The 24315-nt window shown below is 60.1% G+C and carries 27 protein-coding genes; 15 read left to right on the forward strand and 12 right to left on the reverse strand.

The window, feature by feature from the left end; translation table 11 throughout:
* Positions 1–39: 39 nt before the first annotated feature.
* Both ACEWPJ_RS11755 and ACEWPJ_RS11760 read right to left on the reverse strand, forming a co-directional pair.
* Positions 40–264 carry a DUF2842 domain-containing protein gene (locus ACEWPJ_RS11755; RefSeq protein WP_416513275.1) on the reverse strand — a complete coding sequence of 75 codons (225 nt, stop codon included), beginning with the start codon at positions 262–264 and terminating at the stop codon, positions 40–42.
* Entirely contained in the window at positions 264–1556 is a 1293-nt protein-coding gene (locus ACEWPJ_RS11760) for an adenylosuccinate synthase (protein WP_416513276.1), read from the reverse strand. The genes ACEWPJ_RS11755 and ACEWPJ_RS11760 overlap by 1 nt, the downstream gene beginning before the upstream one ends.
* Positions 1557–1693: 137 nt before the next feature.
* On the opposite strand from ACEWPJ_RS11760, the gene ACEWPJ_RS11765 reads away from it, so the two are divergent.
* The 9 genes from ACEWPJ_RS11765 to ACEWPJ_RS11805 all read left to right on the forward strand — a co-directional run bounded on the left by ACEWPJ_RS11765 (position 1694) and on the right by ACEWPJ_RS11805 (position 8982).
* Positions 1694–2089 (forward strand): DUF6524 family protein, encoded by a 396-nt coding sequence (locus tag ACEWPJ_RS11765; protein ID WP_416513278.1) that lies wholly within the window; start codon positions 1694–1696, stop codon positions 2087–2089.
* Positions 2090–2160: 71 nt separating this feature from the next.
* Positions 2161–2526, forward strand: a complete 366-nt coding sequence (secG, locus tag ACEWPJ_RS11770; RefSeq protein ID WP_416513280.1) for a preprotein translocase subunit SecG — start codon at positions 2161–2163, stop codon at positions 2524–2526.
* Between the two features lie 171 nt (positions 2527–2697).
* The gene (locus ACEWPJ_RS11775; protein WP_416513282.1) at positions 2698–4341 is read left to right on the forward strand and encodes a CTP synthase; all 1644 of its coding nucleotides are present in this window, start codon (positions 2698–2700) and stop codon (positions 4339–4341) included.
* A gap of 41 nt (positions 4342–4382) precedes the next feature.
* Positions 4383–4826, forward strand: a complete 444-nt coding sequence (locus ACEWPJ_RS11780) for a TerB family tellurite resistance protein (protein WP_416513284.1) — start codon at positions 4383–4385, stop codon at positions 4824–4826.
* Positions 4823–5581 carry a phosphate/phosphite/phosphonate ABC transporter substrate-binding protein gene (locus ACEWPJ_RS11785; protein ID WP_416513286.1) on the forward strand — a complete coding sequence of 253 codons (759 nt, stop codon included), beginning with the start codon at positions 4823–4825 and terminating at the stop codon, positions 5579–5581. Before ACEWPJ_RS11780 ends, ACEWPJ_RS11785 begins: the two co-directional genes overlap by 4 nt.
* A 100-nt stretch (positions 5582–5681) precedes the next feature.
* On the forward strand, positions 5682–6461 hold the full coding sequence (locus tag ACEWPJ_RS11790; RefSeq protein ID WP_416513288.1) for an ABC transporter ATP-binding protein: 780 nt from the start codon (positions 5682–5684) through the stop codon (positions 6459–6461).
* A 38-nt stretch (positions 6462–6499) separates the two neighbouring features.
* On the forward strand, positions 6500–7234 hold the full coding sequence (locus ACEWPJ_RS11795) for a transporter substrate-binding domain-containing protein (protein ID WP_416513290.1): 735 nt from the start codon (positions 6500–6502) through the stop codon (positions 7232–7234).
* 39 nt (positions 7235–7273) lie between these two features.
* A complete protein-coding gene (locus tag ACEWPJ_RS11800; RefSeq protein ID WP_416513292.1) occupies positions 7274–8158 on the forward strand; it encodes an ABC transporter permease in 885 nt (294 codons plus the stop codon).
* Entirely contained in the window at positions 8155–8982 is an 828-nt protein-coding gene (locus ACEWPJ_RS11805) for an ABC transporter permease (protein WP_416513294.1), read from the forward strand. The genes ACEWPJ_RS11800 and ACEWPJ_RS11805 overlap by 4 nt, the downstream gene beginning before the upstream one ends.
* A gap of 73 nt (positions 8983–9055) precedes the next feature.
* On the opposite strand, the gene ACEWPJ_RS11810 is transcribed toward ACEWPJ_RS11805, so the two are convergent.
* Positions 9056–9244: a hypothetical protein gene (locus tag ACEWPJ_RS11810; RefSeq protein ID WP_416513296.1), complete on the reverse strand. Its 189-nt coding sequence runs from the start codon at positions 9242–9244 to the stop codon at positions 9056–9058.
* Positions 9245–9410: 166 nt separating this feature from the next.
* Between ACEWPJ_RS11810 and ACEWPJ_RS11815 the strand changes: the two genes are divergently transcribed.
* Positions 9411–10133 (forward strand): GNAT family N-acetyltransferase, encoded by a 723-nt coding sequence (locus ACEWPJ_RS11815; protein ID WP_416513298.1) that lies wholly within the window; start codon positions 9411–9413, stop codon positions 10131–10133.
* Here the strand turns inward: ACEWPJ_RS11815 and ACEWPJ_RS11820 are convergent.
* Entirely contained in the window at positions 10130–10846 is a 717-nt protein-coding gene (locus ACEWPJ_RS11820; RefSeq protein WP_416513299.1) for a response regulator, read from the reverse strand. The genes ACEWPJ_RS11815 and ACEWPJ_RS11820 overlap by 4 nt on opposite strands.
* A 142-nt stretch (positions 10847–10988) precedes the next feature.
* On the opposite strand from ACEWPJ_RS11820, the gene mce reads away from it, so the two are divergent.
* The gene (gene mce, locus ACEWPJ_RS11825) at positions 10989–11393 is read left to right on the forward strand and encodes a methylmalonyl-CoA epimerase (RefSeq protein WP_416513300.1); all 405 of its coding nucleotides are present in this window, start codon (positions 10989–10991) and stop codon (positions 11391–11393) included.
* Positions 11393–11689: a DUF1467 family protein gene (locus ACEWPJ_RS11830; protein ID WP_416513301.1), complete on the forward strand. Its 297-nt coding sequence runs from the start codon at positions 11393–11395 to the stop codon at positions 11687–11689. The genes mce and ACEWPJ_RS11830 overlap by 1 nt, the downstream gene beginning before the upstream one ends.
* Here the strand turns inward: ACEWPJ_RS11830 and ACEWPJ_RS11835 are convergent.
* Both ACEWPJ_RS11835 and ACEWPJ_RS11840 read right to left on the reverse strand, forming a co-directional pair.
* Complete coding sequence (locus ACEWPJ_RS11835) at positions 11649–12341, reverse strand: EI24 domain-containing protein (RefSeq protein ID WP_416513567.1); 693 nt, start codon at positions 12339–12341, stop codon at positions 11649–11651. The genes ACEWPJ_RS11830 and ACEWPJ_RS11835 overlap by 41 nt on opposite strands.
* Positions 12341–12919: a nitroreductase gene (locus ACEWPJ_RS11840; RefSeq protein WP_416513302.1), complete on the reverse strand. Its 579-nt coding sequence runs from the start codon at positions 12917–12919 to the stop codon at positions 12341–12343. Before ACEWPJ_RS11840 ends, ACEWPJ_RS11835 begins: the two co-directional genes overlap by 1 nt.
* Positions 12920–13096: 177 nt before the next feature.
* On the opposite strand from ACEWPJ_RS11840, the gene ACEWPJ_RS11845 reads away from it, so the two are divergent.
* Entirely contained in the window at positions 13097–14059 is a 963-nt protein-coding gene (locus tag ACEWPJ_RS11845) for a LysR family transcriptional regulator (protein WP_416513303.1), read from the forward strand.
* Positions 14060–14063: 4 nt separating this feature from the next.
* Here ACEWPJ_RS11845 and ACEWPJ_RS11850 read toward each other — a convergent pair whose 3' ends face one another.
* Positions 14064–15269, reverse strand: a complete 1206-nt coding sequence (locus tag ACEWPJ_RS11850; RefSeq protein WP_416513304.1) for a DegT/DnrJ/EryC1/StrS family aminotransferase — start codon at positions 15267–15269, stop codon at positions 14064–14066.
* A 182-nt stretch (positions 15270–15451) separates the two neighbouring features.
* Between ACEWPJ_RS11850 and ACEWPJ_RS11855 the strand changes: the two genes are divergently transcribed.
* Positions 15452–15928 (forward strand): hemerythrin domain-containing protein, encoded by a 477-nt coding sequence (locus tag ACEWPJ_RS11855; protein ID WP_416513305.1) that lies wholly within the window; start codon positions 15452–15454, stop codon positions 15926–15928.
* A gap of 39 nt (positions 15929–15967) precedes the next feature.
* Here ACEWPJ_RS11855 and aspS read toward each other — a convergent pair whose 3' ends face one another.
* Positions 15968–17746 carry an aspartate--tRNA ligase gene (gene aspS / locus ACEWPJ_RS11860; protein WP_416513306.1) on the reverse strand — a complete coding sequence of 593 codons (1779 nt, stop codon included), beginning with the start codon at positions 17744–17746 and terminating at the stop codon, positions 15968–15970.
* A gap of 239 nt (positions 17747–17985) precedes the next feature.
* Here aspS and ACEWPJ_RS11865 point away from each other — a divergent pair, with 239 nt between their 5' ends.
* Complete coding sequence (locus ACEWPJ_RS11865; RefSeq protein ID WP_416513568.1) at positions 17986–19206, forward strand: class I SAM-dependent methyltransferase; 1221 nt, start codon at positions 17986–17988, stop codon at positions 19204–19206.
* On the opposite strand, the gene ACEWPJ_RS11870 is transcribed toward ACEWPJ_RS11865, so the two are convergent.
* The 4 genes from ACEWPJ_RS11870 to ACEWPJ_RS11885 all read right to left on the reverse strand — a co-directional run bounded on the left by ACEWPJ_RS11870 (position 19188) and on the right by ACEWPJ_RS11885 (position 24274).
* Positions 19188–19805 (reverse strand): aminotransferase class IV family protein, encoded by a 618-nt coding sequence (locus ACEWPJ_RS11870; RefSeq protein ID WP_416513307.1) that lies wholly within the window; start codon positions 19803–19805, stop codon positions 19188–19190. The genes ACEWPJ_RS11865 and ACEWPJ_RS11870 overlap by 19 nt on opposite strands.
* A complete protein-coding gene (locus ACEWPJ_RS11875) occupies positions 19802–20878 on the reverse strand; it encodes an aminodeoxychorismate synthase component I (protein ID WP_416513569.1) in 1077 nt (358 codons plus the stop codon). The genes ACEWPJ_RS11870 and ACEWPJ_RS11875 overlap by 4 nt, the downstream gene beginning before the upstream one ends.
* A 166-nt stretch (positions 20879–21044) precedes the next feature.
* Entirely contained in the window at positions 21045–22094 is a 1050-nt protein-coding gene (locus ACEWPJ_RS11880; RefSeq protein ID WP_416513308.1) for an ACP S-malonyltransferase, read from the reverse strand.
* The gene (locus ACEWPJ_RS11885; protein ID WP_416513309.1) at positions 22091–24274 is read right to left on the reverse strand and encodes a thiamine pyrophosphate-dependent enzyme; all 2184 of its coding nucleotides are present in this window, start codon (positions 24272–24274) and stop codon (positions 22091–22093) included. Before ACEWPJ_RS11885 ends, ACEWPJ_RS11880 begins: the two co-directional genes overlap by 4 nt.
* Positions 24275–24315: the final 41 nt, after the last annotated feature.

The raw sequence follows: 24315 nt of genomic DNA on the forward strand, positions 1-24315 counted from the left end.
AAAGAGTGTTGGGCGGGGTGATCCTAGGATCGCTCCGCCCTATTTCTTTTCGGCATCCGGGTCAGCTTTGCCGACGCCTTTGAAAATCCACTTGAACGGCAGCGCCCAAAGCACGCCAAGGCCGACATAAATCGCCAATTCAACAAGGATCGACGGGCGGTCGAACAGGTTTACAATTGTCACCGCCGTCACGATGTAAGCCGGCAGGCCGATCAGCAGAATAATCAGCGACCAGCGTCGCCGAGCTTTGTAGGACAGCGCCATCAGTCGGCGAACGGGTCGGTGACAAGGATTGTGTCATCCCGCTCCGGACTGGTGGACAGGAGCGCGACCGGGCAGTCGATCAGTTCTTCGACCCGGCGCACGTATTTGATCGCATTCGCGGGCAGATCGGCCCAGCTTCGCGCGCCTTCGGTGCTTTCGCTCCACCCCGGCAGGCTTTCGTAGATCGGCGTGCAACGGGCCTGTTGATCCGCGGCGATGGGCAGGTGATCCAGCGTTTCGCCGTCAAGTTCGTAACCGACGCAGATTTTCAGTTCCTCGAACCCGTCGAGAACGTCGAGCTTGGTGAACGCAATACCGTTTACGCCCGAAGTCGCGCAGGTCTGGCGCACGAGAACCGCATCGAACCATCCACACCGGCGCTGACGCCCGGTTACGGTGCCAAATTCATGCCCACGCTCACCAAGGCGTTGGCCGTTTTCATCGTTCAGCTCTGCCGGAAACGGCCCTTCGCCAACCCGCGTGGTGTAGGCTTTGACGATCCCAAGAACAAAGTCGATAGAGCCGGGGCCGATCCCCGTCCCCGTCGCCGCTTGCCCCGCGATCACGTTTGATGACGTCACGAACGGATATGTGCCAAAATCGATGTCGAGCAGCGCCCCTTGTGCCCCCTCAAACAAGATGCGCTTTCCGGATTTTCGCTTTTCATTCAACACCTTCCACACCGGTGCCGCGAACTTCAGCACCTCCGGCGCGATGTCGTTGAGTTGTTCCAGCAGCGCGGCTCGGTCGACTTCCGGCAGGCCGAGTCCACGGCGCAGTGCGTCGTGATGAACGAGCAGCCTGTCAACGCGAAGTTCCAGCGTGGCAGGATCAGCCAAGTCCGCAACACGGATCGCACGGCGGCCAACTTTGTCTTCATAGGCCGGGCCGATGCCACGGCCTGTCGTGCCGATTTTCGCGACGGACGTTTGCGCCTCACGCGCCCGATCAAGTTCGCCGTGAACAGGCAGGATCAGCGGGGTGTTTTCGGCAATCATCAGGTTTTCAGGCGTAATTTCAACGCCTTGCCCACCAAGCTTCGCAATCTCTTCAACCAGATGCCACGGGTCGAGCACAACGCCGTTGCCGATCACCGACAGCTTGCCACCGCGCACAATGCCCGAGGGAAGCAGGCTTAGCTTATAAACCTTGCCGTCAATGACCAGCGTGTGTCCCGCGTTGTGGCCGCCCTGAAACCGCGCGATGACATCCGCGCGCTCTGAAAGCCAGTCCACGATCTTGCCTTTTCCTTCGTCACCCCACTGGGCGCCGACGACGACGACATTGGCCATTTCTTTCCCCGATGCTGGTCAAAACCGCGTCACCCTATAGCCGCTCATCGTCCGCCATGAAACCGCAAATTCGTCGCAACACTGGACAGCGATGCGGCAATCCGGCAAATCGTCTTTAAGAACAAAGGGGAAAGAGTATGGCGTTTGTCCTTCGGTGGGTGTTTGCATTTATCTTGCTGGCCGCAACGTTCAATCCGACGCAGTGGAATTTCGTCCGTTGGGCGCGCGAAAACTATGCGGAGCAGTTGCCGATCACGGTCCTGCTCGGCCTTGTCCTGTTAATCGGCTACATCATTTACCTGCGGGCGACGCTGCGGTCGATTGGCGGATTTGGCATGTTTCTGGTCGTGGCCGTCGTCGGCGCTTTGATCTGGGTGCTGGTCGATTGGGGCATCCTGACGCTGGATAATCCCAGCCAGAACGTATGGCTTGGCCTGCTTGCGCTGTCGATTGTATTGGGCGTCGGCCTCAGTTGGAGCCACGTGCGCCGCACGCTTTCCGGACAGGCCGATATGGATGATGTGGATGAGTGACCGGAAGGGGTTGCGACGAAGGCTGAGAAGCCCTAGATAACCGCATCACACTATACGCCGAAGGCCGATCCATGGAAAACGTAGTTCTTGTCATCCACCTGATCCTCGCGCTGTGCCTGATTGGCGTTGTGCTGTTGCAGCGATCCGAAGGGGGTGGCCTTGGAATTGGCGGCGGTGGCGGCGGCGGTGTCATGTCGGGCCGCGCGGCGGCGACGGCACTCGGCAAGCTGACTTGGTTGTTTGCGATTGCCTTCATCTGCACATCGATCACGTTGACGGTTTTCGCAGCGCGCGACTCTGCAGGATCGTCGGTCCTTGACCGTATCGGCAACAGCGCCCCGGCTGAGGAAACAGCACCCGCCCTACCAGGCGCGGAAGAGCTTCTTCCGCCAGCGACGACGGACGAACCGCTCGCCCCGTCGCGCGCTGACGAATAAGTCACACAACCACTAGAAATAGCCTTCGGGGCCACTTGGCCCCGCAGCATCTTGCGGTCTGGTTGCGCGGTGAACGCGAATCCTCTATAGCTTAAATCCCGTGATGCTGCGGTCTTTCGGGGCCGATTCCAGTCAGACAAAAACACAAATTTCACGGGGGATGCCGACCCAATGGCAAGGTTTGTTTTCATTACAGGTGGTGTTGTTTCGAGCCTTGGCAAAGGTCTCGCTTCGGCGGCACTCGGGGCGCTTTTGCAGGCGCGCGGCTATTCTGTTCGGCTTCGCAAACTTGACCCTTACCTGAATGTCGATCCCGGCACGATGTCCCCGTTTGAACATGGCGAAGTGTTCGTGACCGACGACGGCGCGGAAACCGACCTTGACCTGGGACATTACGAACGCTTCACCGGCGTTGCGGCGCGCAAGACCGACTCAATCTCATCCGGGCGGGTTTATTCGACCGTTTTGGAAAAAGAACGGCGTGGTGATTACCTTGGCAAGACGATTCAGGTGATCCCGCATGTCACGAACGAGATCAAAAGCTTCATCGAAATCGGTGAGGATGAGGTTGATTTCATGCTTTGCGAAATCGGCGGCACAGTGGGCGACATCGAGGGCTTGCCGTTTTTCGAAGCAATCCGACAGTTCAGCCAAGACAAGCCGCGCGGCCAGTGCATCTTTATGCACCTGACCCTGCTGCCTTTCATCAAGGCCAGTGGAGAGTTGAAGACGAAACCGACCCAGCACTCCGTCAAGGAACTCCGCTCCATCGGTATCGCGCCCGACGTTCTCGTTTGCCGGTCCGAGGGGCCAATCCCCGCGAAGGAACGTGAAAAACTCGCTCTGTTCTGTAACGTCCGCCCAGACAGCGTGATCGCCGCGCAAGACCTGAAATCGATTTACGAAGCCCCGCTCGCCTATCATCGCGAGGGGTTGGATCAGGCGGTGCTGGACGCGTTCCAGATTGCCCCCGCGCCGAAACCCGAGCTGAGCCGATGGGAAGATGTGGCAGACCGCACGTTCAACCCCGAGGGCGAAGTCAAAGTCGCCATCGTAGGTAAATACACCCAGCTTGAGGATGCCTATAAATCAATCGCTGAGGCGCTGACACATGGCGGTATGGCGAACCGGACCAAGGTTAAAATCGAATGGGTCGATGCGGAACTTTTCGACCGCGAAGATGCTGCGCCACACCTTGAAGGCTTCCACGCCATCCTTGTTCCCGGCGGGTTTGGCGAGCGCGGAACCGAAGGTAAAATCAAGGCCGCCCAATTCGCCCGCGAACGCAAAGTGCCCTATCTTGGTATCTGCCTTGGAATGCAAATGGCGGTGATCGAAGCGGCGCGGAACGTGGCGGACCTGACCGATGCGGGGTCCGAGGAATTCGATCACGAATCCGGGGAAAAGCGTTTTACGCCAGTTGTTTATCACCTGAAAGAGTGGGTACAGGGCAACCACAAGGTTGAACGCAAGGTTGGCGACGACAAGGGTGGAACCATGCGCCTTGGCGCCTACAACGCGACCTTGGCCGAGGGGTCGAAGGTTGCGGAAATCTATGGCTCCACCCAGATCGAAGAACGTCACCGACACCGCTATGAGGTGGATGTGAAATACCGGGACAAGCTGGAAGCCTGCGGGTTGCAGTTCTCCGGCATGTCACCGGATGGGCGGTTGCCGGAAATCGTCGAATGGAAAGATCATCCGTGGTTCATCGGTGTGCAGTTCCATCCTGAGCTGAAGTCAAAGCCCTTCGCCCCCCATCCGCTGTTTGCGGATTTCGTGCGCGCGGCGATTGAGACGTCCCGACTCGTCTGACCCCCGTTGGCAGCGCCGATGCGGTGCCCTATATCTGAGTCATGTTCGGACAATTCCTTTCGCGGCTGACCGCGCCCGACCCCGACCCGCTTGCGGATGACGACGCGCGCTTGGCGCTGGCCGCCGTGCTGGTCCGCATCGCCCGTGCCGATGGCGCCTATGAAACGTCAGAGATTGAACGGATCGATCGCATCCTCGGCGCCCGCTATGGCCTTTCGCCGTTCGAGGCAACCGCGCTGAGGCGTGACGCGGAAACGCTAGAGGTCGAAGCACCCGACACTGTCCGCTTCACCCGCGCGATCAAGGACGCGGTTCCTTATGAAGACCGCACGAAGGTTGTCGAAACGCTTTGGCAAGTCGTTATGGCCGACGGGCACCGCGATCATGAGGAGGACGCGCAGCTTCGCCTGCTGGCCAATCTTCTGGGCGTCAACGACCGCGACAGCGCGCTTGCCCGGCAAAGGGTCGAAAAGCGCCAAGGATGATCGCGCATCTCGGCATGTATGACCGGGCAGAGACCGCTGCCGCCAACGACCGTCTATGGGCCACAATTCGCGAAAACCTTGGATACGGGCCGGATCACCTGACCCGCAACAGGCCTTTCATGGACGTCTGGCGCGATCCGGGGCTACTGCTGGCGCAAACCTGCGGCTACCCCTATCGCGCCGTGCTGCATGATCGCGTGACACTAATCGGAACACCCGACTACGGGTTGCCGGACTGCGCCCCCGGCGATTATTTCAGCGTTTTCATCGCGCACAAGGAGGACCCTCGCCGCGACGTTTCGGAATTCGGGGGTGCCAGCTTTGCCTTCAACGAACCGATGTCCCAATCCGGTTGGGCCGCCCCGCGCCACCACGCCGACCAGATCGGCATCCGGTTTGGTGCGCTCCTTCAAACGGGGGGACATGTCCGCTCCGCCAAAGCGGTCGCTGATCAGAAGGCTGAGCTTGCAGCGATTGACGCTGTCACCTGGACGATGATCGAACGCTGGGACAATTGGGCGAAGGATCTGAAAATCGTAGGCCGCACCGCGCACTCACCCGGTCTGCCGTTGATTACGGCCCAACCGGATACGCGTGACGCGCTGTTTTCTACCGTTTCCGACGCAATCGCCAACCTTACGCCGCGCGACCGCGACACGCTTTCCTTGCGCGGCATCGTCGGCATCCCAAAACAGCGCTATCTTTCTGTTCCCACTCCGTCAGCACCTGACAAATCGTCCAGTTCGACAGGCTAATTGACCAACGGTCACGCTATCATTCTGAATTTCGGCGTTGCAATTGGGCATTTTTTCGGGACTACTGCTGCCCTGTAAACTTGACCAGAACAGCGCCTGCGTGACCAAAATTCAAACGCCCGTTATTGAAATCCGCGACCTGCACAAGGCCTATGGCTCTCTCGAAGTGCTGAAAGGGATCAGCCTTTCCGCGATGAAGGGCGATGTCGTGTCGCTGATCGGGTCGTCCGGTTCCGGCAAATCGACCTTGCTGCGTTGTTGCAACCTGCTTGAGGACAGCCAACAGGGCGACATCCTGTTCGAGGGTGAGCCGATAAAATGGACCGGAACCGGCCTTAACCGGCATCCATCCGACAAGGAACAACTGATCAAAGTCAGAACCAACCTGTCGATGGTCTTTCAACAGTTCAACCTGTGGGCCCATATGTCGATCCTGCAAAACGTGATGGAAGCGCCCGTCACCGTTCTTGGTCGCGACAAGGCAGAGGTTGAGGAAGCCGCCCGCGGCTATCTTGCCAAGGTCGGCATCGGTGACAAATGCGATGTCTACCCCGCGCAGCTATCCGGTGGTCAGCAACAGCGCGCCGCAATCGCCCGCGCCCTTTGCATGGAGCCTCGCGCGCTGCTGTTTGACGAACCGACATCGGCCCTCGACCCCGAACTTGAACAAGAGGTCGTGCGCGTCATCAAGGCGCTTGCAGAAGAGGGCCGCACGATGCTGATCGTGACCCATGATATGAAAATGGCCGCTGACGTATCGGACCACACGGTGTTCCTGCATCAAGGCCTGATCGAAGAGGAAGGCGCGCCCTCTGACCTTTTCGGCAATCCAAAAACCGAACGTCTGCAACAGTTTCTAAGCGCGACTGTCGCAGCCTGATATAACAACGCGCATCTACTAACTGGGAGAATCACAAAATGAAAAAACTAATCCTGACGACCGCCGCTCTGGCCGTGACCGCTGGTATGGCCTTTGCCGATAGCCACGCCACGACCGTCCGCATGGGGACAGAGGGCGCCTACCCTCCGTATAACTTCCTGAACGACGCGGGCGAAGTCGATGGCTTTGAACGTGAAGTTGGCGATGAGCTGTGCAAACGTGCCGAGCTGACCTGCGAATGGGTGACGAACGACTGGGATTCGATTATCCCTAACCTCGTCTCTGGCAACTACGACACCATCATCGCCGGTATGTCGATCACCGATGAGCGGGACGAAGTCATTGATTTCACTCAAAACTACTTCCCGCCTGCGGCCTCTGCCTATGCTGCGATGTCTGACGGTGTTGATGTCAATACCAGCATGATCGCGGCACAAACTTCGACCATTCAAGCAGCCCATGTGGCAGAATCCGGCGCGTCCCTCATGGAATTCGCAACCCCGGACGAAACCGTTGCTGCGGTGAAGAATGGCGAAGCGGATGCGGTTTTCGCTGACAAAGACTACCTTGTTCCGCTGGTCGAAGAATCCAATGGCGAAATGATGTTCGTTGGTGACGATGTCGCGCTTGGCGGCGGCATTGGCCTCGGTCTGCGTGAAAGCGATACCGAACTGCGCGAAAAATTCGACGCGGCGATTCAGTCGATGAAAGACGACGGAACGCTGAACGAGCTGATCACAAAGTGGTTCGGCGAAGAAGCAACCACGTTCTGATAAGGTCAGGCGGGGCCGGACCAGGCCCCGCCAACTCCGATGTTTTCCGCATGTTCTGATCCATCGTCGCTTTCAGGCCTGTCGTGGTTGTTCTGCTATCTGACAACCGGCAAGCATATGTCGTTCTATGGCTCGTTCGGCACGGTGTTGTTTCTGCTGGCCATCACGGCCCCCACCGCGCTGTTGTTCGGATTTGGCGGTGCAGCAGCGGCCCGGTCGACCTTCGCCCCGCTGCGTTGGTTCGGAAAAGGCTACACCGCCATCGTGCGCGGTGTGCCGGACATCGCGTTTTTTATGTTTTTCGTCATCGCACTGGATCAAGCGATCGAGTGGATTCGCCATCAGATAAAGTGCCCGGATTGGCCCGATGCCGTCCGTCAGGGCAACGATTTCGTCGTTTGCAGTCAGGCGAAGATGCCGCTTTCGTCGTCGGCGCAATGGGTGCACGAAACATACGGCTTTGCGCTTGCCGTTTTGACATTTGCCATCGTCTTCGGCGCCTTTGCCGCGAATGTGCTTTACGGCGCGATGCGGGCTGTTCCGCATGGGCAGATCGAAACCGCCGAAGCCTATGGTATGTCGCACCGGCAAGCCTTCTGGCGCATCCTCGTCCCGCAAATGTGGGTCTACGCGCTGCCGGGCCTGTCGAACCTCTGGATGATCCTTATCAAAGCGACGCCCCTGCTGTTCCTTCTGGGGGTCGAGGATATCGTATACTGGGGCAGCGAGCTTGGCGGGTCGAAGACCGCCCGCTTTACCGATTATCCGCACGGCGATTGGCGGCTTTATTACTTCCTCGGCTTGTTGGTGTTCTACCTGCTGATGACCAGGGCGAGTGAAATCGTGCTCGATCGCATGATGTTAAGGCTCACTCGTGGTCAGGCGACGACTGGCGGCGAAGCACAACGGAAGGCCGCCGCATGAGTTGTTGGCAAACCATTCAGGATTACGCCTTCCGCTCCATCGGCTATGGCGAAAGGTTGCTGCCGCGTGACGATTTCACGCTCTGCCAGCAATTCACGCTGATCGGCTCCGGCCTGATCTGGAACGTCTATTTCGGCGTGTTCGCCCTGTGCCTCGGGTTTTTCTTCGCGACCGCCCTCGCGCTCGGCAAGATCAGCCCAAACCCGTGGCTGCGCAAACCTGCGGAGTGGTTCATTTTTATCTTCCGCGGCTCACCGCTGTTCATCCAGTTCTTCCTCGCCTACTTCCTGTTTCTGAAGCTGAACAACCTTGACCTTGGGATCATCTCGTTTGACGACAAGTTCAAATGGCTGACGAGCGCATGGCTCGGCGCGTTGGTCGTGCTGTTCCTGAACACCTCCGCCTATTCGGGTGAGATTTTTTACGGCGCGCTGCGCTCCATCCCGAAAGGGGATGTTGAGGCCGCCGATGCCTACGGCCTGACGGGCGTTACCCGGTTTCGACGGATCATTTGGCCGACAATGCTGCGCCTTGCCTGGCCCGCCTATACGAACGAAGCGATCTTTATGTTTCATGCAACGACGCTTGTTTTCTTCTCAAGCTTCCCGTCGTTGCAGCAAAAGGGCGATGCGCTTTACTACGCCCAGTACTTTGCGGACAAGACGTTCAACCCCTTCGTGCCTTACCCGATTCTGGCCGGATATTTCATCCTGCTGACACTGCTGGTGATCACTTTCTACGGGATGATTAACAAGTACCTAAATCGGCATCTGCCACAGACCCAGCAGCGCCGGCTCAAAATCCGCCCACAGGTCATCCGCTAGATCACAGCACCCGGAATCAGAAACGCCACGCGCTTGGCGTGGCGTTTTGATCTGAGTGTCCAATCCAGATTGCTCAGATATTTGCCTCAATCTGGGTGACGTTTTGTGCGCCTGTTGCGTCGACCGAAATAATGGTCTCTGGCGCGTTGAACGTCATCGCCATCGCTACGACCAGCGACAGCAGCCCGGTTCCAAAGATCAACCAGTCGACGGTCTTGCTGCCTTTGTCGTCGTTGGTGTAGCGGTCAATCAGCGTTTCCATGGCTTGTATTCTCGTTCGTTTAGGTTGTCCGATGGCATCAACATCGCGCTGAAATGGGGCAAGAATGGGGAATGAATGGCGCAGATTGATGAAACTAATGCGGTAATTTAGATGTTTTGGCGCACACACTCCGCTATCAATTCGGCATAGTCGCAAAAGGCATCGCATGACCGACCCTGCTAAATTCGGAAACCCCGTCGAAGGTTGGACCCCGCCCGAGACGCCCAATCAGATCGCGTTTCTGGGCCGTTACGCGCGGCTTGAGCGGCTTAACGCGGACCAGCACGCCGTCGATCTTCATCGCGCGAACGCTGCCGACGACCGGATCTGGGATTATCTGCCCTACGGCCCCTTTGCATCCGCCGCCGAATACCGCCGCTGGGCAGAGGGTAGTGCGGCGGGAGATGATCCGATCTTTTACGCGATCCGGGATGAAGAAACCGGGCATTTCGGCGGTGTCGCCAGCTTTCTGCGGATCAAGCCCGAAGCCGGTTCGATTGAGGTTGGGCACATCAACCTGTCGGCAGAGATTCAGCGCACCCGTGCCGCAACCGAAGCCCTGTATTTGATGATGAAATGGGTGTTTCAGGCGGGCTACCGTCGGTTTGAGTGGAAGTGTAATGCGCTGAACCTCGGCTCACGACGCGCGGCAGAGCGGTTGGGCTTCAGCTACGAAGGCGTGTTTCGCCAGCATCTTGTCGTCAAAGGGCGCAACCGTGACACCGCGTGGTTTGCGATGATCGACAGCGAATGGCCCGCCTTGCAATCCGCCTTTGAAACCTGGCTTCGGCCCGAAAATTTCGATGCTGAAGGGCGACAGATCACCCGCCTTTCTGATCTAACCCGCCCAATCCGCATCACGGATGACCCGGCCTTGCATCCGGCCTAAATCACACTCGCCGTCGAAAGACGGTCCTGCACAATCCCGGCAAGTCGGGCGAGGTGCGATCGTGTCGGCAACCCTTCTGCCCTATCCCGCACCAGCGCATCTGCCGCTGCCTCCAACGTCGAATCCCGTGCGCTGCGCGCCACGCCACCAACGAATTGCGCGACGTAATCCACGGTTTTCACGTCGCTGGCATTGGTCATCACCGATGCGATATGGGCAAGGTCGTCACGAAAGGCGATCTTGTCAGGCTCCACCCGCGCGGTGGTCACCGCTCGCGGACCGATCGGCTGCGCATCGCGGGGCAGATGACTCAGCACTGCGGCCTGAAACGCAGCGAGGGAGTCGATCGGTTTGGCCAGAAATCCATCCGCTCCTGCCGTCATCGCCAACATTTCGGCCCCCGTATCGCCTGAGCACCCCAAGATAACCCCGACTCGCGGTGCGGCGCTGGCAAGTTCTGCAATCAACTCCTCCCCCGATCCGTCGGGCAGGCCCAGATCGACAATCACCGCAGAAGGCCGATAAACCCGCAGATGTCGTCGTGCGGACCGCAGGCAATCCGCGCGGCGAATCCGCGCACCGCTTCGCAAACACAACAGGCGCACAGCCTCGCTCGCGAAACGGCTGTCTTCGACAACCAAGACCGTCAGACCCAGCAGTGGGCGTTTGGCGGTTGGGCTAAAAAGGGTCATCTGCGGTTCAAAGTCATCCATATCCTCTGCCTTTCGAAAAAGTAGAATCGAATTAAAGGCAGCTTTGGTGAATCTCCGGTTAATGCGGAGTTACCGGTCCGTTGCTTGCGCGTTCGTGGCGAAAAAGTCATAACCTCGGCTATCGCAGCAATAGGAGTTTTCAATGATCGGTCGCCTCAACCACGTTGCCATTGCCGTCCCAGATCTGGAGGTCGCCTCTGCGCAGTACCGCGCGACGCTTGGCGCGAATGTCGGTGCGCCGCAGGATGAACCCGACCACGGCGTCACGGTGGTTTTCATCGAACTGCCGAACACCAAGATCGAACTGCTTTATCCGCTTGGCGAGGACAGCCCCATCAACGGCTTTCTGGAAAAGAACCCGGCGGGCGGCATCCACCATATCTGCTATGAGGTCGACGACATCCTCGCCGCCCGCGACCGCCTGAAATCCGAAGGCGCGCGCGTTCTTGGCACCGGAGAGCCCAAGATCGGCGCCCATGGAAAGCCCGTTCTGTTTCTGCATCCCAAAGACTTCAACGGCTGCCTGATCGAGCTGGAACAGGTCTGATGTCGATCACCTCCGCCATCGTTCTGTTTGCGATGATCTGGTTCCTCGTCCTGCTGGTCGTTTTGCCGATCCGCCTAAAAACACAGGGCGAAGCCGGAGAGATCGTGCCCGGCACCCATTCCGGCGCGCCTGACGACCCTCAGATCGGGAAGCGGGCAAAGATCACCACGATGATCGCCGTCGTCCTGTGGTGCATCATCGCTGGGGTCATCTTTAGCGGAGTGATTACCGTCCGCGATTTCGATGTTTTCGACGTTATGCCGCCTCTGCCTGAAGACGGTGGAACAGATGGGTGAACGTCGCTGCCCCGAGCACGGGGACGAGTAGGTTCACGATCGGAATCGTCAGCGGCATCGCCATCAGAATACCTGCAACCCAGATCGCGAGGCCATGCTTTCGGCGCAGGGCTTTCGCGCCTGCGCGCCCCAAACGCCGCATCGCGACAAGCTGAAAATATTCCCGCCCTAGCAAAAACCCGTTCAGCGCCCAGAACACCACGGGCGAGAATATATTGACCAGAAAGTAGACGACCAGCGCCAGCAGGTTCGCGATGACCATCAACGCCAGAAAATTCAAACTGTCCTGAAGCGATTCCGTAAACGCTATGCGCGGCGCGGGGGGCAGGTGCGGATAGTGGCGATCCTCAACCGCTTGGGCCACGTCTTCCAGAAAAAACCCGGTAAAGGCCGACGCCACGGGCACCATCAGAAACATGCTCAGGACCGTCATGAACAGGATCGATCCCCAGCTCAGCAGATCATCGACCCATTCGACAGTTCCGACCCACGGCAGCGTAATTTCGTCGGGGGTGAACCAGTTCACCACGCCCAGAAGTGCCGCGTAAACCGCGAATAACAGGGCGAGCGTCAGTCCAACCCCCAGCGCCAGAACACGCCTAAACCTCGGGTCGTCAAGTTGGCCGAGTGCCTTTGCGAAATCGTTGAAGATCAAGAGGATACCCAAGTCGTTATAGAGTCGACGTCCGGGCGCGGACGCTCTGGCGGAGCCACAGTTTCGGTGCCGATATGGATGAACCCGGCGATGCTTTCGCCTTCGGCAAGACCAAACCCTTCGGACAGGATCACTGGGTCTGTCGAAGCGATCCCGGTCAGCCAGTTCGCGCCCCACCCCGACGCCAGTGCCGCGTTCAGCAACGCGAGGCACACCGCCCCGGCTGACATCAACTGCTCCTCAACCGGGATTTTGTCGGAGGGTTTGGGCGACGCAACAACCGTGACCGCAAGGTCCGCCTGTGCGAATTGCTGCCGCATCTTGTCGACTTTTTCGGACGTTTCGCCCAACGCTTCGGCCCGCTTCGCAACAAGGTCGGCAATCCGGCCCATCGCACCTTTTTCCAGCACGATAAACCGCCACGGCTCCAGCTTGCCGTGGTCGGGGCTGCGGGCGGCGGCTGTCAGCATGGGCAGCAGTTCGTCGCGGCTTGGGCCCGGCCCGGTCAAGGTTTTGGCTGGGCGCGATCTGCGGGTCAGCAAGAATTCCAGTGCGGCGGGGTTTGGGGTGGGCATGGTATCTCCGTCCTGTTGACGTGTCGTTTGGCGATCAGGGCTAGGGATAATCTCTGCCGGGCTGTGATCTTCGGTATCGCCCCTGATGTAGTCGCGCGGCATCGCAGGTGCAAGCCACCGACCTTGCCTGCCCCCTGGCAACGGCGTAGCGTGCAACCAGATCGAGGGAACACGAAGATGGTGGACACACCCGGACGGATCACCCTTTGGGGCATCGAGGTCTTTGTCGCCACGGCGGACGAAGGGTCAATCTCCAGCGCCGCCCGTCGGCTCGGGGCCAGCGCCTCCGCCGTCAGCCAGCAGATCACCAACCTTGAAGGCGCAATGGGCACGACCCTGCTGAACCGCAACGCGCGGCCCGTGTCCCTGACCCCCGCGGGCCAGATTTTCCGCCGTCGCGCGCAATCTATCCTAAACGAAGCGGAACAGGCGCGGGCCGAACTCGCGACGTCGGACCTCTCCGCCCTCACCCGCTTTCGCCTTGGAATGATTGAGGATTTCGATGCCGACGTCACGCCCCGGCTGCTGTCTGACATGGCGGAGGAATTGCAAGGCTGCCAGTTCCTGCTGGAAACCGGCCCCTCGCACCGGCATTTCGACTTGCTCGAAAATCGCACGCTCGATGTGATCGTCGCCGCCGATATCGGCGTCGCTGCGGACTGGATGGAGGTGCACCCTCTGCTCGAAGAACCCTTCATCGCCGCCGTCCCCAAATCCGTTGAGGTCGGCGCGGAACTCCTCTCCGATGTCGCGGATCTGCCGCTGATCCAATATACCGCCCGTCACATGATGGGCCGCCACATCGCCGCACATCTCGCACGTCAGAACCTGCGCCTGTCGCATCGGTTCGAACTCGACAGCTATCACGCGATCCTTGCGATGGTGGCGGCCGGGGCGGGGTGGACGATCCTGACGCCGCTCGGCGTCCTCCGGGCGCAGCGTTTCCTTGACGATGTTGCACTGCATCCCCTGCCCGTCGCGCCGCTGACGCGCACGATCTCGCTCCACGCACGGCGGGACGTGCTGGGCGACATGCCCGCAAGCGTCGCAGGCAGGCTTCGCCCGCTTATTCAGGAACTTATCGTCGGCCCGGCGCTCACCAAGATGCCGTGGCTATCGGATTCGCTTCGCGTATTGTGATCGGTCAGGCGACCGCCTGCTCTTCGCCCTTCACCTCTTCCGCCGCCGAAATCAGCGCATCGGCGATATAGTCGAGGTCGTCGCGCCCCAATCGCGCCGGAAGCCGCACATCGCACGCCCGCATCAGCATCGCGCGGGTCTTCGGCAGGTCCGGCACCGGGCCAAGGAACGCCCAATTCCAGAACGCCCGCGCATTGTCGTCGGACAGGCCGAACACCTGCACCGAAATCCCGTGTGCCGCAGCGGCGATCTGAAACTCCCGCGCCTCCGCATCACTCGCGAAACCCTGCAGGTTGAACTGGATCGAATCCGGTGCGCGTCGTTCCGGCCCAAGCGGCGCGGGAACGGTCAGCCACGGCGACATTTCCAGCCGCCCGGCCACATAATCATGGTTCGTACGACCATCCCTGACCCGCCGCGCCAACTCACCAAGCTGCGGACGGATCACCGCCGCCGACAGGTTCTGCATCCGCAGGTTATAAAGCGGCAACTGGTTCTGCCATTTTTCAAACGCGACGTGCAGCACCGGGTGTTTCTTCCAGTTATGCTCATACGCGCCCGACATGATGATCGCCTGCGCCACAAGGTCGGCGTCGTCGGTGACGAGTATCCCGCCCTCGCCCGCATTTATCAGCTTGTAGGACTGGAACGAAAAGCACCCGACACGACCAATCGTGCCGATATTGCGCCCGTGCCACGTGGTCCCCAGCGAATGTGCCGCGTCTTCGACGACCGGAATCCCCTTCGCATCGCACAACGCCATGATCGCATCCATGTCGGACGTGTGACCCCGCATGTGGCTGATGATGACAGCCTTGATGTCATCACCCAGCTTCGCCTCGAAATCCGCCAGATCAACGCGGTAGTTGTCGCCAACTTCGCACAGAACCGGCACACATTCGGCGTGGACAACCGCAGACGGCACCGCCGCGAACGTAAACGCCGGGATCAGCACCTTCGCATCCCGCGGCAGGCCCAACGCCTTCAGTGACAGGAACAGCGCCGCCGAACAGGACGACACCGCCAGCGCGAATTTCGCGCCCAGCAGGTCCGCAAACTCCTGCTCCAACTGGGCCACCGGCGCGTTATCGGGCGCGGTGTAACGAAACAGATCGCCGGAGCTTAACAGCCTCTCAATCTCTGCCTTCGCAGCCGCTGGGATCGGCTCTGCATCATAGACATTCGGGGCGGTTTTGGTGGATTGCGTCATAGCTTCGGCTTTCCTGAAGTTATATTTCAGAAAATCTGTAGCTTAAATCCCCGTCAAAAACCACGCCTTTGTCACACCCCCTCAAATGATCGCAGATTTACGCCGAACCCCGGCCCACCTATCGGAACTCCGCCCGCCCCACATGCGTTAGCAACCAAACCAAATGAATGTAGGAGAGCCCAATGCCATCCATCTATGACGCGATAAAATCCGACCACGACAACCATCGTAAACTGTTGAACACGCTGGAAGATACGTCCGGAGATTCCGAAACTCGCCGCAAGGCGTGGGATGATTTCTACTACGATGTGAAATCCCATGCCGCCGCTGAGGAAGAGACATTTTATTCAAAGCTCATCTCAAAAACCTGGGGTCAGGATTCCGCGCGCCATTCGGTGCATGAACACCAGCAGCTTGATGACCTGATGGAGGAGTTGAACGACACGGACATGTCCTCCCCCGGCTGGCTGACGAAGTTCAAGACGCTGAAACACGACTACGAACACCACATGGACGAAGAAGAAAACGAAGTCTTCACCCGCGCCCGCGAAGTGATCGAGAATAGCGAAGAGGCTGGGTTCGGCGACCGCTTCCTCTCTCGCAAGAAAGAAGAACGCAAGATCGTCGATGAAAAGGTCGCGGATAGCCTCGAAGACTGACGCGGCAGGCGGCGCGGGCCGAGACCCGCGCCATCCGCCTTATTCCTCGGGCGGCAGAACCCGCAGGCGCAATTCGCGCAACTGTTCGTTCGTCGGGTCGGACGGGGCCGCCATCATCAGGTCTTCGGCGCGCTGGTTCATCGGGAACATGATGACCTCGCGAATATTCGCTTCATCGGCCAGCAGCATCACGATCCGGTCGATCCCTGCCGCGCAACCGCCATGGGGCGGCGCGCCGTATTTGAACGCGTTGACCATACCGCCAAAGCGTTTGCGCACCTCATCTTCACCGTAACCCGCCAGTTCAAACGCCTTGAACATGATCTCTGGCTTGTGGTTTCGGATCGCGCCGGACACAAGCTCATACCCGTTGCAGGCAAGGTCATATTGGTAGCCGAGCACCTCAAGCGGATCGCCCGACAGCGCCTCGATCCCGCCCTGTGGCATCGAAAACGGGTTGTGAGAAAAGTCGATCTCTCCGGTTTCCTCATCCGCCTCATACATTGGAAAATCAACGATCCACGCAAAGGCAAAGCGGTTCTGGTCGGTCAGCCCAAGCTCGTTCCCGATCTCAACCCGTGCACGGCCCGCGACAGCCTCAAACGCGCTTGGCTTGCCACCAAGGAAGAACGCCGCATCCCCGACCTCAAGGCCAAGCTGCTGGCGGATCGCTTCGGTCCGTTCCGGGCCGATATTCTTGGCAAGCGGGCCGGCGGCTTCCATGCCCTCGCCCTGATCGCGCCAGAAAATATACCCCATCCCCGGCAGCCCTTCTTTCTGGGCAAAGGCGTTCATCCGGTCGCAGAACTTCCGGCTGCCGCCGCCCGGCGCGGGGATCGCGCGGATTTCGGTGCCTTCCTGCTCCAGCAGTTTCGCAAAGATCGCAAAGCCCGAGCCTTTGAAATGCTCGCTCACCACCTGCATCTTGATCGGGTTGCGCAGGTCGGGCTTGTCGGTGCCATACCACAGCGCCGCATCGCGGTAGCTGATCTGCTCCCACTCCATATCGACCGTCTTGCCACCGCCGAATTCCTCGAAGATCCCTTGGATCACCGGCTGGATGGTGTCGAACACGTCTTGCTGCTCAACAAACGACATCTCCATATCAAGCTGGTAAAAATCGGTGGGCGACCGGTCGGCACGCGGGTCTTCATCGCGGAAACACGGCGCGATCTGGAAATATTTGTCAAAACCCGACACCATGATCAGCTGCTTGAACTGTTGCGGCGCTTGCGGCAGCGCGTAGAACTTGCCCGGATGCAGACGGCTCGGCACGAGGAAGTCGCGCGCGCCTTCGGGGCTGCTGGCCGTGATGATCGGGGTCTGGAATTCGTTGAACTCCGCATCCCACATCCGTTTGCGGATCGACCGAACGACGTTCGAGCGCAGCAGCATGTTGTCTTGCAACTTTTCCCGCCGCAGGTCGAGGTAGCGGTATTTCAACCGCGTTTCCTCGGGGTATTCCTGATCGCCAAATACCATCAAAGGCAGTTCTTCCGCCGCGCCCAACACTTCCATGTCGCGCACGTAAACTTCGATCTCGCCGGTCGGCAGCTTGGCATTCACAAGGCTTTCGTCCCGCGCCTTCACCTCTCCGTCAACGCGGATGCACCATTCGCTGCGCACCTTCTCAAGCTCAGCGAAAACTGCTGAATCCGGGTCGCAGATCACCTGCGTCATGCCGTAGTGATCGCGCAAATCGATGAACAACACGCCGCCGTGGTCGCGGACCCGATGGACCCAGCCCGAAAGACGGACGGTTTCGCCCACGTTAGACTTGTTCAATTCGTTGCAGGTCAGGCTGCGAAAGGCGTGCATTTCATGTTCCCTTGAGGGTGTTTGATCTGTTCGCGCCGATGAACATTCTACAGGCCCGGAAGTCAAGGCCGCTCTCCTCCCGGACCGGGCATTCCGCAAGCGCTTTGGCACAAAACGGCGCGAAAACTGGGCCTTGGGCCTCAAATCTGGACAAACGGAACAATTATCCTGCAAAATCAGTTGTAAGAGAGGAGATATTGACCATTACCGCCGACGATGGTGCGGCTTGGGGGGTGAATATGTGGGAAAAGATTTTCTTGCGAATGGTCGGGCACCTGATCCGACACGGCACGCTTAGCGTGACGATGCCTGACGGCTCAACCCATCATTTTGGCGACGGCGCGGGTGACAAGGTTGCGGTAACGATCACCGAACCCGAGGTGCTGCGCCGCTTTCTCCTCAGCCCCGAACTCGCAATCGGAGAGGCCTATACAGACGGCCATCTGACCATTGAAGACGATGACCTTTACGGCCTGATCGCGCTTGGCACGAAGAACCTGACGCTCGGCAAGGGGCATGGGCTTGAACGACTGATCGCCCCGATGATGCGGCGGATCAATCAATTCAATCCAATGTCCCGCGCCCGCCGCAATGTCGCCCATCACTACGATCTGTCCGGCGCGCTGTACGATCTGTTTCTCGACAAGGACAAGCAATATTCCTGCGCCTATTTCCGCGATCCGAACTTCACTCTGGAACAGGCGCAAGAGGCGAAGAAAGCGCATATCGCGGGGAAACTCCGCCTTCAGCCGGGAATGCGAGTCCTTGATATCGGCTGCGGCTGGGGCGGCATGGCGCTGACCCTCGCCCGTGATTACGGGGTGAATGTTGTCGGCGTCACCCTGTCCGAAGAACAGCACAAGGTCGGCACTGACCGCGTTCGCGCCGCCGGGCTGGAAGACAAGATCGACCTGCGCCTGACAGACTACCGAAAAGTGACCGAAGATTTTGACCGCGTCGTCTCCGTCGGCATGTTCGAACATGTCGGCGTGCCGCATTACCGCGAATATTTCAACGCCGTGCACGATCGGCTGACCGAGGATGGCATCGCCCTGATCCACACGATTGGCCGCGCAGGCCCGCCGGGGCGCACAAGCCCTTGGATCGACAAGTATATCTTCCCCGGCGGTTACGTTCCGTCGATGTCCGAAGCGATGCAGGCCATAGAACGCGAACAGCTATGGACGACCGATGTCGAGGTCTGGCGCCTGCACTACGCCGAAACTCTACGCCACTGGCATGATCGCTTCATGGCGAATATCGACAAGGTGAAAGAGATCTACGACGAACGCTTTTGCCGGATGTGGCGGTTCTACCTGATCGCATCCGAACTGACGTTCCGGCACGCGCAGCAGGTCGTGTTCCAGTTCCAGCTTGCCCGCAAGCAGGATGCCGTGCCGCTGACACGCGACTACCTGTATGCACCGCACGAAGACAGGATTCAGGACGCCGCCGAATAACCCACGAGGTCGGCGGGGATCAGACCCCGCAGCGAATTGCCCACGTAAAGCTCCCGCGCGTCGGCAAGGTCGCCGGGGATGAGCGTATCCTCGACCGCCTGCCCGCTTTCCAGCATCTCGGCCCGCAAGACCCCCGGCAGCACCCCCGCACTCAGCGGCGGCGTCACCAGCAGCGCCCCAAGATCGGCAAAAACGGTGGTGATCGTGCCGTCACAGACATGCCCGGCCTCGTTCAGCAACACCCGTTCGTCGATACCGTCCGGCAACTCCGCCCGCATCCGGTCATAGATCGCGCGCTGCGTCGTCTTGTGTCTCAGCCACGGATCGGCCGACTCCAGTCGCTCCGGCGCAATCTCAATCCGCCAAGTCCCTGTGACAGGCAAGAAGGGCGTGGTTTCAAACGCAAACGCGCCCTCGGCATCCAACGTCAAGCGGCACCGCAACGGCGCGTCGCCCTCTATTCGCATGGCGTCCTCCGCCGCCGCCCGGTCAAACACATACCCCAGCGCCTCGGCACTCCTCGCCATCCGCTGAAAATGCCGCTCCAACCGCCGAAACCCCTCGCCGGGGTGATATCCAAACGTCTCAATGATCTTCATCGCGGCAACCGGGCGTAACGGGCTTTCAGCAACGCCTCCTCATATTCCGACGGTGCGGTGCTGTCCCAAACGACCCCGCCGCCGACATTCAGCCGCACCTTACCGTCCTCAAACACACTCAAGGTCCGGATCGCGACGTTGAAACTCGATGCGCCATCCGGCGCCATCCAGCCAATCGCGCCGCAGTAAACCCCGCGCGGGTCCGGCTCCAACTCTCGAATAATCTCCATCGCCCGAATTTTCGGCGCACCCGTAATTGACCCACACGGAAACAGCGCGCGAAACAGATCGCCAAGGCCGACATCCGGCAACAACTGCGCCACCACCCGCGATACCATCTGATGCACTGTCGTGTATGTCTGCACCTTGAACAGCTCCGGAACCTCGACCGATCCGACCTCTGCAACCCGGCTGATATCATTGCGCAAAAGATCAACGATCATCAGGTTTTCGGCGCGGTTCTTGATGTCGTTGCGCAGCCATTCCTTCCGCGCCACATCCTCCGCCTCCGTCAGCCCTCGCGCAACCGTGCCTTTCATTGGCAAAGTCTCAATCCGCCCCTCCGCATCCGTGCGAAAAAACAATTCGGGGGAGCGTGACAGGATCACCGGCCCAACCCCCAGTTCGACAAACGCACCATGCCGCACCGGTTGGTGCGCCCGCAGCGCCTCGTAAAGCGCCCGCGCATCGCCCGACAATGCACCGATCATCGGAAATGTCAGATTGACCTGATAGGTATCGCCCGCGCCAATATAATCGCGAACTATCTTAAACGCCTCGCGATACCGCGCGGCATCCCAAACCGGCTCCGGCGGCGCCAGGTTCGCATTGCCCCTCGCCCAACGCTCCGGCCCTTCCGGCTTATCGAATACGCCAAACGCCATCAGCGGAGTGTCCCACTCCTCCGGCATCAGATCCGCCAGCGATGGGATCAGCGCATAGCCAAGCTCATAGCTCGCGTATCCCGCAACCCATTTACCCGACGCCCGCACCCGATCCACTGCCTCAAGCGCGGCGTCGACCTCCCCCGGCGTTTCGGCAACGATCAATCGCTCCGGCCGCCGGAACGCCATCGCCGCCCCGCCGGGACCGTGGTCAAAACAGATCTCTGGCTCACTCAATGGAATCGCCTGCCCAGTGTGTCGCAAAGGATATACCCCGCTTTCCACCAAAGCGCGCCACCCCGCCACCATTTTCCAAAAATATCCCCGCCGGAGGCTCCGACATAGGCGGCAAACCTCAACCGGTATGGCTGCCCACAACCAACCCGCGCTGCTCGTCCATTCCCATCGACAACAACCGGGGCCGCTCCGCCTGCGCGGCCTGAAAGCTCGCCTTATCCACCATCCCGCGCCACTCCGCACGGATCAGACTTTGCGCCACCGCCCCGCCCAGAGTATTCCCCGGCCCCAGCATGATGAAGACATCCGGCATCAGCTCCCGCGCGGCGACGCGAATCGCGGCGGTAAAGTCATAAGGCCGCACAACCTGATGACCCAGCGTGTAGTCCCACAGCCCCGAAAGCTCCGCCGCCTTCGGCCACCAGATCGCGCCACGCCCGTCGATCAGCGGAACCTCCGGCTGGTGGAACAAATCCCGCCCCAACCGTGCGCGACCTTCCTCTGCGACGGGTTCCTGCAACGCCGTATGGAACGCCGCGTGGTTCGGCAGGCGCATCGGAAAGCGGTCATCGACGCGCGGCATCTCGGCCTCGAACGCCGCCAGCCCGGCCTCGTTCCCGGCGATCACCAACATGCCTCCCAAGTCAATCGAAAGGCCCAGAACGTGATCCGCGCGCTTGTCTATTTCGAACATTTTGCGCTCTATTTTCTCGCGCCCACCCTCAATTTCTTTCCATTCCTTATCAAAATAGGGATAAATCAGCTGCCCGCCGATCAGCCGCTCCTGCATCAGCATGCCCATGGTGTTCACGACCTCAAACCCGCCCATCGGATCAAGCGCGCCGCCGCAGGCCAGCGCGATATACCAGCCCATCGAATTGCCGGTGACGCCGATGACGTCGAACCGGTCCCGATCAATCGCCAGATAGTCGGCAAAAGCGCAGGCATAAATCAGCGGAGAGGCATTATCCCCCCGCGTGTGCTTCGCCCCCGAAAACCGTTCCGCACCATCAAGCGCAGAAACAGCCTCCTGCCCTGCATCCGCGCGATAGGCGTCGAAGGCATCCAACATCTCCCCCCGCGCCGCATGGTGCCGCGCGAAATATCCAAGCTCTGCCTTGTTGTAAGTCCCGCGCCCCGGCGCGACGACGACTGCGGTTTGTTTCATGTCCGCCCCCACAGCCCCTTGGCAGCTTCAACAATCGACTCTTTCGACGGCATCGTCGCGGCGTAGGCTGGCCCAGTCGCGATAAAGCTATCCTCCGCCGCCAGCCGCGCATGGGGCAGCCCGGTGCGTTCCGCCAGCAGCGTCATCAGCGCCTCCGACACGTTGCCCGACCGTCGACATTCATCAACGATCAAGACCTTCTCCGCCCCCTCCAGCGCCGCGATGACACCATCCTCCGGCAACGGCGCGATCCAGCGAATGTCGATGACCCGCGTTTCAATCCCTTTCGCGGCCAACACCTGCGCCGCTTGGCAACTCAGGTAATGCCCATTCCCGTAGGTCACAATCGCCAGCGGCCCGTCGCCCGTCACCCCGACCTCGCCCAGCGCGATCCGCTCGCCAACCGCCGGATAGGCCTGCATCCAGCCGCCATCCTTTTCCTTGTGCAGATCCCGCACCGGGTAAAGCGCGATGGGTTCCACGAACACCACGACCCGCTGTTCCTCTCGCGCCAACCGCACGCATTCCCGCAGCATCTTCGCGGCATCGGCTCCATGCGACGGCACCGCAACGATCACCCCCGGAATATCCCGCAAAACCCCTAGCGAGTTATCGTTATGAAAATGCCCGCCAAATCCCTTCTGATAGCCAAGCCCGGCAATCCGCACGACCATCGGGTTGGTAAATTGCCCGCCGGAAAAGAACGGCAGCGTCGCCGCCTCGCCCCGCAGCTGATCCTCGGCATTGTGCAGATAGGCGAGGAACTGGATCTCCGGCATCGGGACGAACCCGTTATGCGCCATGCCGATGGCAAGGCCGAGGATCGACTGCTCATCCAGCAGCGTATCAATCACCCGATCCTTGCCAAACCGGTCACACAGCTTTTGCGTCACGCCGTAAACGCCGCCCTTCAGCCCCACATCCTCGCCCATCACGGCGATCTCTGGATGCTCCAGCATCAGATCGGTCAGCGCCCAGTTGATCAGGCGGCTCATCGGTTGCGGCTCTGCCATCGCGCGCATGTCGCTGCCGAAGGCCGCAGCCCGCGCCTCCTCACCCGGCCCGTTGGTCGGCTTGCAGGCACGCTTCGGCGGGATCAGCGATGCCATGACTCCCTTCGCGTCCTTCAACCGGGGCCGCGTCACCACCTCCGCCGCGACCCGCGTGCATTGGGCGTCAGTGTCGTCGTAGATCGCCAACGCCTCCTCCGCCGTCAGCGCCCCGGCCTCCACCAACAGCCGCGCGGAATGAAGCAGCGGGTCCGCGGCCTCCCACCCCTCAAATACGTCTTTCGCCAGATACGTCTGCTGCATGTCAGACCCCGCGTGGCCATACAGCCGCACCAGCGACAAATGCAGAAATGCAGGCTTCTTCACCGTCCGCACATACTCCGCCGCCGCCCTTGACGCGCGGTATGTGTCGAACAGGTCAAGCCCGTTGGCGTGAAAATACTTCAACCCCGGCTTCGCCGAATAATTCGCCGCGACCCAGCCCTTCGGCGTCCTGACCGAAATCCCGATCCCGTTATCCTCGCACACGAACAACAGCGGCAGCGGCACCGACTGATAGCTGGTCCAGCAAGCCGAATTGATCGCCCCCTGCGCGGTCGAATGGTTTGACGAGGCATCCCCGAACGAACACATGACAATGCTGTTGTCGTCCAGCACCTTATGCTCTGGCGCGTGCCTCCGCCCGAGTCCAATCGAATAGGCCGCCCCCACCGCCTTCGGCAAATGGCTAGCAATCGTCGAGGTCTGCGGCGGGATCATCAGCTTGCGCGACCCCAGCACCTTATGCCGCCCACCGGAAATCGGGTCTTCGGTCGAGGTCGCAAAGCTCAGCAGCATGTCCCAGGCCGGAGTCACCCCCGGCACCTGCGCGCTGCGCCGGGTCTGAAACGCGCCGTCCCGGTAGTGCAGAAACGCCATGTCATCGGGCCTGAGCGCGGAGGCGACCGCCGCCATCCCCTCATGCCCGGACGAGCCAATCGTGTAATACCCCTGCCCGGCCTTCTGCATCTTGCGGCTGGTCCGGTCGAGGTTCCGGCTAAGGCATTGCGCGCGGTAAATCGCGACCGCTTCCTCTGCCGCCAACGGCCCGACAGGCGCGGCGCTTTCCGGCAAATCGCCCTTCGCCACACGCTCGCGGAACGCCTCATGCACGATATCAGCGCGGTCCAAGCTTACCCCCCTTCGCCACGACCGCGCCAAAAAATCGTCAG

It is taken from the genome of Aliiroseovarius sp. YM-037 (assembly GCF_048060095.1).
GTDB lineage: Bacteria > Pseudomonadota > Alphaproteobacteria > Rhodobacterales > Rhodobacteraceae > JBLUOA01.